Genomic DNA, 12,463 nt, shown 5'->3' on the forward strand with positions numbered 1-12,463 from the left:
GTAACACCGGAGCTTTCGCCCCGGCTGGAATTTATGCGATTGGATTATTATGTTTACTTACTCATTCCTAACTGTATCTGCATACCTTTTGTTATCTGTTGTAACTGCTTTTTGCTCACTTCACCGATTTTTTCTATCAAGTCGGTATCATTCACATCACATAACTGCTCACACTGAGCGATACTGTTCGTCCTTAACCCTACTGCCTTATAAGAACTGATAAAAATATGTGTTGGCAGGTATGTCTTTTTGTGAACCTTACTTGTAAGAGGTACTGCGTGGAATACTGTGCTATGTCTGTTTGCACTGTCATTACTCACGATTACTACTGGTCTGATACCGTGGAGCTTGTGGTCATACTCATCTTCCGGTGCTCCAAAATCAACCATCCAGATATCGCCTCGTCTTATTTCACTCATTCTATTCACTTCCTTGTCTGTCAACTGGCATTTCCTGCCCACGGATATATTCAACCGCTTCCTGTTCCGTAGGGCAGGCTACAACTCTGTTTCCTTTCTCATCAAACACCACGGTTTCTGATGAGAAGGTCACTAGGCTTAATTTCTTTCTGTCAGGCATTGTCCTCCTCAAAAGAGATAAGAGCAGTTTCATAGCCCCTGCTCTCGTCATTGATACTGATACCGTGCTCCGCTGCTAGCTCCATAATACCCTTTAACACATCTTTGTCCGATGAAATATCATAGATACTGCTTACAAGAATACTGATAATGGAATCTCTTTCGATATAATACCTTAATCTTTCCACGGACTTTGTATCCTTAAAGATTGTTTCTACAATCTCAAAGTCCGCTTTCTTCGCATATGCTTCTATCCTGTCTGCGGCTCTGTCGGCATTTCTGCCTACGCAGATAACACAACACTTACTCATAGAGCCTCCTATCTGTCAGCTCTGAGACGCTTGAAAAATACTGATATAAAATCGGTAAGTGAAACAATGCCGCCTTCTTCCTTGTCTCCTGCCTGCTCCATCTTCTGATAATATCCAGCCATATCATCATTTACTGTCTCAACTGTAATACCGTACTCTCCAAGCATAATGATGTTATCCATAATTGTTTCTTCACAATCACCAACCATATCACTCATAAGAGTAACAACCACATCAACATCTTCTACCTCTGCCATACCGACAAAAGCAAACTTCATAGGAAATGACATTCCCTCCGGTCTTGCGTTCTCTGAAACAACTGCGACTACATCATAGTCATTCAAGGAACAATACTCCTCAAGAACCTGCATAACCATCTGATCTGCTGCTGCGTTTCCTGTTGCTCCAAAATATATAACTGCTCTATTCATAGTTTAAAATCTCCATTCTTGTTTTATTTTGATTTGATATTCTGTGCACACTTTATCTCCTCACATAAACTGACTTGCCAATGCTCTCCGCACTTATAAGCCCCTGTTGTTGTCTGCTGGTGACTGCAAATCAGTTTGTGTGGGAAGATAAAATAATATCTTCCCGGTTTCTCAACCTTCCCCGTATCGGGTAACATATCCTTTGCCAGCCACAAACACTTCGTAGTTTCCTGCCCATCCGGACTTACGAAAGTAGCCACTCTCTGAAAATGCGTTTCGCTGAAATTCAGGTGCACTTATTATCTCATTACCTCCGGCTGCTAACCCGGTAGGCACAACCCTCTGCTCTTATCCTTAAAGGCTCCTGCTGTTACGTTTCTCATAATCGGCTACAGCTCCGAGGATAGTCATCGCACGAAATGGGATTCTGCCACCCTGTCATAAACAAGGCGATATAAGCTCGTGGGATATGCGTGTCCTATTTAATTTTCATAGTTCAGTCATAGCTTCTGACCTCTTATCGCTTGGTCATTTGCTATGACTAAATTGTATAAAAAAAAGACGCTTCCAAAAACGGAGCGTCCTTCCGAAATGCCAATATTCTTTCGTAAGATTTTACGCAATTTATACGGCAACTGGTTTTCTTCGTATAATATTCAGCATATCCATAAGCTGTTGTTTTTCAAAATCAGTGCAATCCTGCAATACCTTTGTAAATGAATCTGTTATCGTAGTTTCCTCTATAAGAGGCTTGTCTTGGTTAAAGTAGAAATAATCAGCAGAGACATTGAACTCCTGACAAAGTCTTTTTATCAGATCGTGTGGAATTGCTGTTTTTCCTTTTTCATAGTTATAGATTGTATCCCTGCTCATTCCCAGTCGCTCTGCGAACTTTTCCTGACTGAGCCTTAATGAGTTTCGCAGCTTTTTTAGCTGTTCGCCCATCTGTTCTGCATCAAAGATTTCATCTCGGACTTCCATTCCCTGCTTCACCTCCTCTACTCTAAATTTCTCGTGGAGGCAAATAAAAAAAGACCTCCACAACAAAACCAAAAACTTCTCAAGTCTAAATTTCTACTCTCTAAAATTTTCCAATTCTGTTATGTAAGTCTTTAAAATTTCTCTTAATTAAATCAAATATGTATCAAAACTTTTACTGTACTTTGCCTAATTCTTTATCACTCAATCAATTACTATCTATTCATACGGCATATATCAAAACAATTATATCTACTTCAAATATTCATTCTATTTTTATTCAAATCACAATTTTTAAGTTTAGTATTCGTTCATTTGATTTTAGACAGATTAATATTCAATTGTGTTAATATTTTACCATTTTTATCCAGTAAGGTCAACAGATTTCGACTTTATCTGCACTTCTATTCTAATGGAATAAAAGGCTGAAATTCACCGGATTTCTTACATAACAAAACAAAAAAGACGCAGAGAAACAAAGTAACATCGTTACCTTATTTCCCTGCGTCCATGGTGCTTAACAATACTTCACTACACCCTGTGTAGCTTTTATGAAATATGCCGCCCTTATCAGGTGAGCCATAATTCAGTTTATATCTTAAATACTCCGTTTCTGCTATGACTGACTAAATACCCCTGCGTGTATTTCTTCATAATCATAACACGGTTACATCGGTCACATTTGAGGCTGATTCCACTCATAACCACCTCATTGTCACTGCCATCCTCGCAGCTTATCATATAGTCAAAAAATCTCTTTTTACACTGTTTACATCTAATCTCTATAACATTCTCTCTTTTCAATTCAGTTCACTCCTTATTCATACAAAATCATCAGTTTCACAATTCTGTACTCGTAAAGGAAAGGGAAATCACCTTTGCAAGACTTGCCGGGAGTTCCGATGAATGTATGCACATTCCCCGGCTATGCTGATCGTAAGACAACTGATATGCTGCGTATTACACAGACATATCATGCCTTAATGCTTTCCATAAACTATATTCCCATTTTCCCATCTGTTCCGCCTCCTTATGTCTGCCCTGCTGTCTTACCTGTCAGTCTAAACTTATGAGCATTGTTTCTTACAAGTAATAGTATAACTCTAATATTATTAGACTGTCAACAGACATATCTGTCCTTTATTCTATTATCATTAGATTTTAACTTGAATTATCCCATTTTATGCGATATACTATGGAGTAGAAACATAACACATTTATACAGAAAAGAGGCGTAACTATGTATTCAGTAGGCGAAATTATCTCTACGCACAGAAAAAAGAAAGGCTTGCACCAGCAGGATCTGGCTGATGAACTGGCAAAGGAAGGCATAAAGATTTCTTCCAAAGCCGTATCTTCTTGGGAGCGAAATCTGGCAGAACCAAGTGTCAGCGTATATTATAAAGTGTGCCAAATCCTTGATATCACAAATATGTATGAGGCATATTTTGGAGTAAATCCTGTTGCTCCTGCCGCTGATCCTTTCTCCTCACTCAGTAACGAAGGCAGGGAGAAAGCTATGGACTATATCAATCTGCTCCACGCTTCAGGAATGTATGAAAAGCAGTCTGCAAAGATTATTCCATTCCGCAGCATAGATATCTTTGAAAATGCGGTATCTGCCGGAACAGGAAATTTCCTTGTAGACGGACCGAGAGAAACTGTCTGCATAGATGAGTCCATCTTACCGGAAGGCACTACCTTCGGTGTCCGCATAAGCGGTGACAGTATGGAGCCTGAGTTCCACAATGGTCAGATTGCGTGGGTATTACAACAGGAAGCTGTTGCCAATGGAGAAATCGGTATCTTCGCCTTGAACGGAGAAGCCTATATCAAGAAGTTAAAGGACGATAAAGACGGAATTTTCCTTATCTCCCTCAATAAAAAATATGAACCAATCAGAGTTGGGGAAAATGACCGCTTGGATATATTCGGAAAGGTGCTGGGAAAATGTGATTCTTCTGAAATCACCAGACATAGCAGATAAGCAGATAGAAAGAAGGTATTATTATGGCTGTTGTAAATAATATAAAAGAAATCCGGGAGCAGCGAGGCATTCATCAGAATGACCTCGCCAAAGCTACCGGATACTGCACAAAAACCATTGGACGTATAGAGCGTGGTGAAAGTGCCCCTTCTGCCGAGTTTATGCTCAGGGTGTCTAAGTATTTTAACCTACTGATTGAAGATATATTTGATTTAGATTACTAAATTTATATAACGAAATCTATTATACAAAAATAAAAAATTATTTCATTATTATTTTCCTATCTGCCAAAGCAATTGTCGATGGTCTATGTGCAATCATAATAATTGTTTTTTTATTTATCAAAGATTTTAATGACTCATTAACAAATTGTTCAGATTCATTATCAAGAGCTGATGTTGCCTCATCAAGAAGAATTATAGGTGCATCTTTAATAATTGCTCGTGCTATAGCTATTCGCTGACGTTCACCACCTGATAGCTTATTTCCACGTTCACCTACCATTGTTTCATAACCATTTTCAAATTTCATTATAAATTCATGTGCATGTGCTATTTTAGCAGCATTTTCTATTTCCTCATCAGTTGCATTAAGTTTTCCAATTCGAATATTTTCTTTAATAGAATCATTAAATAAATATGGTTCTTGCGGTACATATGCAATCTTTTGTCGAATTTCCATATTATTAATTTTTAAATAAGGTTGTCCATCAATCCATATCATCCCATTTTCTACTTTATATAACCCAAGTAAAAGTTTGGAAATTGTTGATTTTCCACATCCAGATTGACCTGTTATTGCAATACATTCTCCTTTATTAATATTCATAGAAAAATTATGTAGAAGTTTTAGCTCTTTTCTATAAGAGAAATCTATTTTATCTATGATAATTTCTTGCTCAGCTTTTATTTTTTTCTTAACATAATAATTATCTATATCTTCATATTTGATATCTTCATACCAACAATTAGGCTCTATATCTTCACCTATAAAGTCAAAGATATTTTGCGCATTAACCAAACAACCTATAAGCTCAGGTAAATATTTACCTAATTGTAAAAATTGAAAAGAAAATACCCCATATAATGAATAAATTGCAGTAAGCGAACCTAAAGTTGTATATTCATTATTCGTAAAATAAATACCTATAATCAAAAATGCAAGTGCACATACCAATTCAAATCCTTTACTGCTACTTTCAAGTAAAGCCATAAACAAAAATTTTTTTCGGCTTTGCCTTGTAAAATTTTCGTTTTCTTTAATAAATTCTTCTATTGTTTCTTTGCCTGCCGAATACATCCTAGTCTGTTCCATACCTTGTAATAAATTAGACATTTTCTCTGTCATATCTCTATTACTGTTAGATATTTTTTTTGATACATCTCTTATATTGGATAAAAAACAATACTATTCTCCCTCAACCTTTTTTCTACTTTGCTGAATATATCTTGAATTACATTTCTCTTTTTTGTTTCTTTCTCAATTTGTTTCTGCAAATCATAAGGTATATCATGCGAAAAATTTTCTATAATATGTTTACCTAATATATTAGCAGTCTTATTTCTTGCAAAGAAAATAACATAATCATCATCCCAATTTTCAACTAACTTTTTTAATCCAATTTTTTCTTTTTCCAACAATACTATTTTCCCTAATCGTCTAGGTGCGAATTTCAATTGTTTTCTTAACTTATTTTCTATATAATTTAAATCTTTATCTGGTGTATCAATTATACTTAATAAAACATTCAAATTACTGTTTCTATTATTTTCTTTATTTACTGTTGATGTGTTAATATAATTTGCGGAAACACAAGCTTCACAATCTAAACTATTACCACGTACTATTTGAGGTTGATCTCTAAACTCCGGCTCAATTTTTATAGCCGTTTCTATCACCTTATTCATTAATTTCCAAGGCAAAATAAGACAATCCTTTCTTCTATACAATATTTCTTGAATATTAAATATATCCGTAAATATAGAAACATCTCCCTCTTCTATTTTTGATAATATATTTTCACATACTGTTCTCTGTTCAATAACACTTTTTTCTTTTAACATATCGAACATAAGAAACATAGAGGCTTCAACAATTGCACAAGAGTAACTTTCATATTCAATTTCGATTCTTTTTTCTATCAAACGTACCCTAAAAACTAATCTATCACCACAATAGTCCCCTGCGCCTTCAACAACAAAATCTGGATTCTCAACGATTTCAAAATATTTTTTTTGAAGCATATTAACAATATTTTTTCCATATATTTTCTCTAACAACTGCCTATTTTCCATTTATTCTCCCCACTAATAAATATTCTCTTATAATCCTCAACACTTTCAAATGATTTTTATGTAATTTATATTCTATATTTTGACCTTATTTTTCATTATCAATAAAAATTTTATATTTAAGTAATAGTCAATAAACAATCACATGCATCCAGTTATAAATAAAAAACAATTTTTTATCGTAAAGCAATTTGTGCACTTCTATTACTCTGTGTAATAATCATTCCGTATTTATGTAATCCCTCAATATATAATCTTATCAATAGTATTCATTATTTTTTTTATATCATCTTCATTATTATATATATATATTGAAGCACGTATACATGATTTTATTCCTAAATATCGCATTGTTGGAATTGAACAATGATTCCCTACCCTAACCATGATATTTTCATTTCTAAAAAACTCATTAACATCATGTGGATGAATATTATTTATATTAAATGAAATTATACCCGATGCAGTATCTTTATCTTGTGTATATACATTAATTTCTTTCTTATTCTTTAAATATTCATACAATAAGTCCGCTAATTTTTTTATATGTTCATTATAGGAAAAGACATTAATTTTATTCAAATAATCTATTGTAGCCCCCCAACCTAACATTCCAACTGTATTAGGTGTACCTGCCATATATTTTTCCGTGCCATCTTTCCACAATAATTTATCAACATCTAATACCATTCCTCCTCCTACATAATTATGTTTCATAGTTGAAAAAATGGATTTTTTCACGAAAAGTCCTCCTACGCCAAATGGACCCAGCATTTTATGTGCCGAACAAACAAAGAAATCCATTCCAATGTTAGTAAAATTTATCTTATAATGAGGTACACTTTGTGAGCCATCTATTAGTACAGGAATATTGTTCTTCTTGCATATTTCTACAATACTTTCTACATTTTGTTTCTTTCCTAAGACATTTGAAACATGTGTTATTGAAACCAATTTAATATCACTATTATCATTACATAATGCGTTTTCGATATCTATATTCCCATTTTCATCCATAGGGATTTTTTTTAAAACAGCCCCCTTTTTTTCACATATAACTCTCCATGGCAAATAATTAGAATGGTGCTCACACTCTGATATCAGAATCACATCACCTTGTTTTATATTATCCTCTAAGAAACATCTCGCAACAATATTAATAGCTTCCGTTGCTCCTGTCGTTTGTATAAACAAATAATCGTTTTCTGCTCCAAAAAAATGCAATATTTTTTTCTTTGCCAATTCATATTTTTCAAATGTTTCTTCTGCTAATTTATAACTTCCCCTATTAATATTTACAAAATTGTATTTTTGCATCTCCGACATATAATCTATCACTTCATCAGGACATAATGTAGTAGCTGCATTATCTAAATACACACCTTTGCAATTTGTTTTTCTTAAATATGAAAAATCCTCAATTATTCTATTCATTTTCACCTCTTCTTAATTTTCAAAATGTTACATCATTTTCTTTAAAGCCTCTTCTATTTCATTTTTTTCTACTGTATCTGAAAATCTTTCCCCAAATACCATCATATCCCCAATTCCTTTCTGAAATACAAATTTTATCTTTCCTTTTCTCACTTTCTTATCAGCATACATTTTATCTAATATATTTTCTATTTTGACTTTTTCATTCAATGTTACAGGCAAACCTGCTTTATTATAAATTTCTATCACTCTATCCTTTTGTTTATCAGTAACATATCCTCTATTATATCCAAGTAGAACTTGTGCTACCATCCCCAATGAAACAGCATTTCCATGTGAAATTTCATATTTGCTAGCAGCCTCAATTGCTCTTCCTACTGTATGTCCCAAATTTAATACTTCTCTCAAACCATCTTCCTGCTCATCTTGAGTTACAACATTATACTTTATTTCTATATTTTTTCGACATATATACTCAAGCATATCTATGTACCTCTTATCACTTCTTCCTCTTTCTTTAATAACATCTATATTAGCATTTAAATATTCAAAAAAGTCAGCATCTGCAATGCAAGCATGTTTAATTGTTTCTGAGAGACCATTTTCAATTTGTGCATCATCTAATGTCTCCCATGTTTTTAAATCAATATATACTTTTTGGGGTTGCACAATAAGTCCTATCATATTTGTTGCTAATGGTGTATCCACAGCTGTTTTACCACCTATAGACGCATCTGCCGCTGCTAAAAAAGTAGTTGCATAATTTATTACCGGAATTCCTCTGCAATATGTTGCTGCCAGAAATCCTGCTAAATCAGTAACAACTCCTCCCCCTAATGCAATAATACAACTATCTTTTCTAAAACCTGCCTCTAGCATCTTATCTTCAATTTCAGCTTTGTTCTCTCTTGTTTTACTTTTTTCCCCAGCAGGTATACTATATATATCTACATTAAATCCTTGTTTTTTCATTAATTCAAATAGACGATAGCCATATAATGCAGCTACATTTGAGTCTGTAATAATGGCATATCTGTAAACGTTAGGCACAATTTTATGCTTTATATCATCCACAAGTTTTTCAAACATATCATAACCTATTTCTATTTCATATGAATTATTTATTACCTTTTCAATTTTTACATTTATAGTTTGCATGTATATTCCTCTTTCTTAATTTAAAATTTTATTTTGTTAGCAAAAGTGTTTCAATTCATGAAAAAATCTGCTATTTTTACCTTCTGTTTTTTTCTCTAATTGTAATCCAAATTTTTTGACCATCTGCCGCAACATACTATCTGCTCCGTTCTCTGATGTATATTCAATTTCTAATTCATAATCAACTATTGATAAATATTCATTCATATCCAAACAAATCTCAACATTTTGAAATTTAGTACATACATCACGATAAGTTTTTAAAACTCCAACTTTATGTATATCTCTGCACATATAACCTATCATATTTTTTAGAATTTCAGGTTGAATTAGTGCATATGCGCCATCAACATCCAACTCTTTTTCTTCTTTTATTGCTAGAGCCCCATTATTGTACACATTCATTTTCGTTTGTAATTTAAATTTGCCATTTCTTTCCCTTATTCTGACAGTAATATTATTATTATAAATGTAATTATCCATATCATTGTAATAATAATTAAATTGTTCAAAAGTATTATTCCACTGAAAATATTCTTTCAAAGCATCATATTGTTCTCTAGTTAATAAAAACTTATATTCTTTTTCGAGCATTTTTCTTTCCCATTCACTAAGAATTTTTGCAGAATTCCTCAATAATTTGAATCACCTCTCCTACTGTTTTACTTAATCTAATTTTCTGTAAACAACCATCCAATTCTATTCCCAATTCTTCTTCTACACCTAAAATAAACTCTACTATTCCTAATGAATCTATTGCATCATCTCGTCCAAATGTCATATCTTCACTAGATTGTTTATTAACCCCCCTACTATTCATTAAATTAGTATGTTGCTTTAATACGATTTCTTTTACATCTTTCATTTCTTATTTTCTCCTTAATATTTAATAATATAAATTATATTATACTTTGTTTTAATTTTTCAGCCAATAAATGTACTTTTATATGTCACTATATTTTTCACAAAATTTTCGAACACATTCTGGCCAATTTTTTTCTTCCTTTCCATATTGACATAAGAAAGCTAATACCCATCTTTCTATTCCAAAGCCCACACAACCTGTCACAGCATTTTTACAATTTCTCACTCTAATATTAAATGCGCTTGTAAATGCCATTCCATGCAAATTAAACGAACCTACTGCAATATCTTTTTTTTCATTTATATTCAACCTCAATTCATATTTGCTATTGTCTATCATTTGTATTTTTCTATACTTTTGCATTTTGGGCAATACAAATGAATCCGATGATACCTGCACTTTCCCTTCTAAACCAATGTTTACAACAAACTCTTTTATATTATTCAAAAATTTTTTTCGAGAACTACATACAAACTCTTCATCTCCCACAAATACAACTTCTCTGACATGATAATCCCTAAGTCTACCTATTTCGTCATAATTAAGCCTTCCCTCATTTCTAAATACATTTTGCGTAAATGAAATAATACTATTTTCTTCCAACACTTGATTTTTCATTTCTATATATGTATGAAAACAGGCTGATGGTGATAATGCAAGTTGTGGCGAATTTAAATATGATGATACTCTATTTTCTTCAATCGCTTTTGATAAGTCATTTAATTCATCTATAGATTCATGAACATCACTGCAAAATATAGCATATTGTGGTGTCCTGCTAATATATCCTGTTTTGATATATTCATCTACAGGTAATAATACGGGATAACTTTTTTCAATAGCCCCCATATTTGCCGCCATCTTTGCAAAACTATGTTCAAAAAAGCGAAATAAACAAATAGCCTTATCTTTTAAGCACAATAACCCATCTCCCATTACCATAAACAATTGTTTATCTTCTATTACATCTGTATAATATTTTCTTTCGTTCTTTTTAAAATATTCCACATCCTCTTCATGTATTATTTTCTTATATTTTTTTGACATAGTTGTAAGCAAGAACTCAATTCGTTCTTTATCACTATTCTCTTTAATTTCTAATATCATTATATTATCCACAATTTGATATGATAAAATATCTTTTGAAACAAACGAAACCACTTTTCTAAATTCATCTACATCTACGTCTGCATCTATATTGATTTCTATATTCATATATCTCCCCCCTATTTGTCTAATTTTGTGTAAATAACATCATGTATTATAACACAAAACGCCAATTGATAAAACATTTTTTTATATAATATTTATAATTTCCCGGTGATTATTGCTGATATATTGTATAATTTAATTATTTTTTTGCATTTTTATTGTTTTTAGCAAATATTTATTTTTATATTTTAATTCATATTTCATTTAATTTCTCCCTAAAAACAATTTAATCTTCACTATATAATTGTATTATCACTGTATATTTCTATAATAAAAGCGTGGAACTATCCCACGCTTTAACTTTACACATTATCTAGTTTTATCTCCCCTGACCTTTGGCAGCTCCTTTTCTGCCGCTTCCTGCTTTCCTTCCAATGTCTTTCTTGCCTCGAAAGCATCTGCATTATACTTGTACTCCTGCGGTTCGGCTACCATCGGTGAGTAGAAGATCTCTCCTTCTGCTCTTTCGATGTCCACTGCTTTCTGCTCCTTATCCTTTGTATGCTCCTCACGCTTTTCCTTGTCAAGCTGCACATTCATAGCAAGATTATCCAGCTTATCAATCGAAGCGTCCAGATGTAGCTCCATTGATACAAACAGCTTTCTCACTGCTTTCATAGGGGCAAGTACCGCCTTTGTGATAGGGTGTTTCTGTTCCTTCTTAGAATAATCCACCTCCGGCTTATCAGCAAAGGTACGGAACGCATTGTTTACGGTCTGTCCGGCTTCACGGAGTCCCTTTGCAAGAAGTGCTGTCCTTGCAATATCCCTGTCTGTAGATACAATCGCATCTTTTACTGCTGTTCTTACATTAAGAAGTCTTTTCTTAATTCCTGCAAACTCTGTAACCCTGTAAAGTGCCGCCCTGCCCTTTGCCTTTGTTTCATCAACAATGCTCTTGGCAGTAGATTTTACCTGTACCTTTACCTCAGATACCTGTGACTTTATCTGCTCACATCTGGCATTTAATCTTTCCTGTGCTTCTGCCAATGCCTTTTTCGCATTATTGACAAGGGTATCTTCCTGCATTTCTCTAATCTGGTTCTGCATACTTGTAAGTTCTTCTGTCATAGTCGCAATCTTTTTCTCCAGACCGTCCACATAGCTGCATATCTCAAATACATCATTTGCCGGCTCTTTCATAGCATTCTTTTTTAACAGGTCGAGAAGTTCCCTTATGATCTCCTCATTGGTAAGTGTCTTTTCTGCTTCCATCTG

16 protein-coding genes are annotated in these 12,463 nt (G+C 33.3%); 2 read left to right on the forward strand and 14 right to left on the reverse strand.

What is annotated here, in order from left to right; all coding sequences use genetic code 11:
* Window positions 1–53 precede the first annotated feature (53 nt).
* From C7390_RS01290 to C7390_RS01310, 6 genes are all read right to left on the reverse strand, one after another.
* Window positions 54–419, reverse strand: coding sequence for a type II toxin-antitoxin system PemK/MazF family toxin (locus C7390_RS01290; protein ID WP_318295461.1), 366 nt, complete (start codon window positions 417–419; stop codon window positions 54–56).
* Window position 420: 1 nt separating this feature from the next.
* Window positions 421–579 carry a hypothetical protein gene (locus C7390_RS13520; protein WP_318295462.1) on the reverse strand — a complete coding sequence of 53 codons (159 nt, stop codon included), beginning with the start codon at window positions 577–579 and terminating at the stop codon, window positions 421–423.
* Window positions 572–889: a polysaccharide deacetylase gene (locus C7390_RS01295; protein ID WP_116443442.1), complete on the reverse strand. Its 318-nt coding sequence runs from the start codon at window positions 887–889 to the stop codon at window positions 572–574. The genes C7390_RS13520 and C7390_RS01295 overlap by 8 nt, the downstream gene beginning before the upstream one ends.
* Window positions 890–897: 8 nt before the next feature.
* Window positions 898–1,320: a hypothetical protein gene (locus C7390_RS01300; protein ID WP_116443443.1), complete on the reverse strand. Its 423-nt coding sequence runs from the start codon at window positions 1,318–1,320 to the stop codon at window positions 898–900.
* A 624-nt stretch (window positions 1,321–1,944) separates the two neighbouring features.
* A complete protein-coding gene (locus tag C7390_RS01305; protein WP_116443444.1) occupies window positions 1,945–2,301 on the reverse strand; it encodes a helix-turn-helix domain-containing protein in 357 nt (118 codons plus the stop codon).
* Window positions 2,302–2,889: 588 nt separating this feature from the next.
* On the reverse strand, window positions 2,890–3,102 hold the full coding sequence (locus C7390_RS01310) for a hypothetical protein (RefSeq protein WP_318295463.1): 213 nt from the start codon (window positions 3,100–3,102) through the stop codon (window positions 2,890–2,892).
* Window positions 3,103–3,538: 436 nt separating this feature from the next.
* Between C7390_RS01310 and C7390_RS01315 the strand changes: the two genes are divergently transcribed.
* Complete coding sequence (locus C7390_RS01315; RefSeq protein ID WP_116443445.1) at window positions 3,539–4,285, forward strand: XRE family transcriptional regulator; 747 nt, start codon at window positions 3,539–3,541, stop codon at window positions 4,283–4,285.
* Between the two features lie 23 nt (window positions 4,286–4,308).
* Complete coding sequence (locus C7390_RS01320) at window positions 4,309–4,509, forward strand: helix-turn-helix transcriptional regulator (RefSeq protein ID WP_116443446.1); 201 nt, start codon at window positions 4,309–4,311, stop codon at window positions 4,507–4,509.
* Window positions 4,510–4,546: 37 nt separating this feature from the next.
* Here C7390_RS01320 and C7390_RS01325 read toward each other — a convergent pair whose 3' ends face one another.
* The 8 genes from C7390_RS01325 to C7390_RS01360 all read right to left on the reverse strand — a co-directional run bounded on the left by C7390_RS01325 (window position 4,547) and on the right by C7390_RS01360 (window position 12,460).
* Window positions 4,547–5,632 (reverse strand): ABC transporter ATP-binding protein, encoded by a 1,086-nt coding sequence (locus tag C7390_RS01325; RefSeq protein WP_116443447.1) that lies wholly within the window; start codon window positions 5,630–5,632, stop codon window positions 4,547–4,549.
* Window positions 5,633–5,670: 38 nt separating this feature from the next.
* Window positions 5,671–6,579, reverse strand: a complete 909-nt coding sequence (locus C7390_RS01330; protein ID WP_116443448.1) for an iron-sulfur cluster assembly scaffold protein — start codon at window positions 6,577–6,579, stop codon at window positions 5,671–5,673.
* Window positions 6,580–6,819: 240 nt separating this feature from the next.
* Window positions 6,820–8,010 carry an aminotransferase class V-fold PLP-dependent enzyme gene (locus C7390_RS01335; RefSeq protein WP_116443449.1) on the reverse strand — a complete coding sequence of 397 codons (1,191 nt, stop codon included), beginning with the start codon at window positions 8,008–8,010 and terminating at the stop codon, window positions 6,820–6,822.
* A 27-nt stretch (window positions 8,011–8,037) separates the two neighbouring features.
* Window positions 8,038–9,168, reverse strand: a complete 1,131-nt coding sequence (gene aroB / locus C7390_RS01340; RefSeq protein ID WP_116443450.1) for a 3-dehydroquinate synthase — start codon at window positions 9,166–9,168, stop codon at window positions 8,038–8,040.
* 36 nt (window positions 9,169–9,204) lie between these two features.
* On the reverse strand, window positions 9,205–9,762 hold the full coding sequence (locus tag C7390_RS01345; RefSeq protein WP_318295464.1) for a CYTH domain-containing protein: 558 nt from the start codon (window positions 9,760–9,762) through the stop codon (window positions 9,205–9,207).
* 16 nt (window positions 9,763–9,778) lie between these two features.
* Window positions 9,779–10,033: an acyl carrier protein gene (locus tag C7390_RS01350; RefSeq protein ID WP_116443452.1), complete on the reverse strand. Its 255-nt coding sequence runs from the start codon at window positions 10,031–10,033 to the stop codon at window positions 9,779–9,781.
* 78 nt (window positions 10,034–10,111) lie between these two features.
* The gene (locus C7390_RS01355) at window positions 10,112–11,248 is read right to left on the reverse strand and encodes an aminoacyl--tRNA ligase-related protein (RefSeq protein ID WP_116443453.1); all 1,137 of its coding nucleotides are present in this window, start codon (window positions 11,246–11,248) and stop codon (window positions 10,112–10,114) included.
* Between the two features lie 306 nt (window positions 11,249–11,554).
* Entirely contained in the window at window positions 11,555–12,460 is a 906-nt protein-coding gene (locus tag C7390_RS01360; RefSeq protein ID WP_116443454.1) for a DUF6674 family protein, read from the reverse strand.
* Between the last annotated feature and the right edge of the window lie 3 nt (window positions 12,461–12,463).

Origin of the sequence: Bacteroides galacturonicus, assembly GCF_003096855.1 — a bacterium.
GTDB classification, from domain to species: domain Bacteria; phylum Bacillota; class Clostridia; order Lachnospirales; family Lachnospiraceae; genus Lachnospira; species Lachnospira rogosae.

Excerpts from the sequence above, each read along its gene's own strand:
- C7390_RS01300 (WP_116443443.1), bottom strand. The coding sequence starts at position 1,320 with ATGAATAGAGCAGTTATATATTTTGGAGCAACAGGAAACGCAGCAGCA.
- C7390_RS01350 (WP_116443452.1), bottom strand. The coding sequence starts at position 10,033 with ATGAAAGATGTAAAAGAAATCGTATTAAAGCAACATACTAATTTAATG.
- C7390_RS01355 (WP_116443453.1), bottom strand. The coding sequence starts at position 11,248 with ATGAATATAGAAATCAATATAGATGCAGACGTAGATGTAGATGAATTT.
- C7390_RS01320 (WP_116443446.1), top strand. The coding sequence starts at position 4,309 with ATGGCTGTTGTAAATAATATAAAAGAAATCCGGGAGCAGCGAGGCATT.
- C7390_RS01295 (WP_116443442.1), bottom strand. The coding sequence starts at position 889 with ATGAGTAAGTGTTGTGTTATCTGCGTAGGCAGAAATGCCGACAGAGCC.
- C7390_RS01335 (WP_116443449.1), bottom strand. The coding sequence starts at position 8,010 with ATGAATAGAATAATTGAGGATTTTTCATATTTAAGAAAAACAAATTGC.
- C7390_RS13520 (WP_318295462.1), bottom strand. The coding sequence starts at position 579 with ATGCCTGACAGAAAGAAATTAAGCCTAGTGACCTTCTCATCAGAAACC.
- C7390_RS01330 (WP_116443448.1), bottom strand. The coding sequence starts at position 6,579 with ATGGAAAATAGGCAGTTGTTAGAGAAAATATATGGAAAAAATATTGTT.
- C7390_RS01290 (WP_318295461.1), bottom strand. The coding sequence starts at position 419 with ATGAGTGAAATAAGACGAGGCGATATCTGGATGGTTGATTTTGGAGCA.
- aroB (WP_116443450.1), bottom strand. The coding sequence starts at position 9,168 with ATGCAAACTATAAATGTAAAAATTGAAAAGGTAATAAATAATTCATAT.
- C7390_RS01325 (WP_116443447.1), bottom strand. The coding sequence starts at position 5,632 with ATGACAGAGAAAATGTCTAATTTATTACAAGGTATGGAACAGACTAGG.
- C7390_RS01305 (WP_116443444.1), bottom strand. The coding sequence starts at position 2,301 with ATGGAAGTCCGAGATGAAATCTTTGATGCAGAACAGATGGGCGAACAG.
- C7390_RS01315 (WP_116443445.1), top strand. The coding sequence starts at position 3,539 with ATGTATTCAGTAGGCGAAATTATCTCTACGCACAGAAAAAAGAAAGGC.
- C7390_RS01360 (WP_116443454.1), bottom strand. The coding sequence starts at position 12,460 with ATGGAAGCAGAAAAGACACTTACCAATGAGGAGATCATAAGGGAACTT.
- C7390_RS01345 (WP_318295464.1), bottom strand. The coding sequence starts at position 9,762 with ATGCTCGAAAAAGAATATAAGTTTTTATTAACTAGAGAACAATATGAT.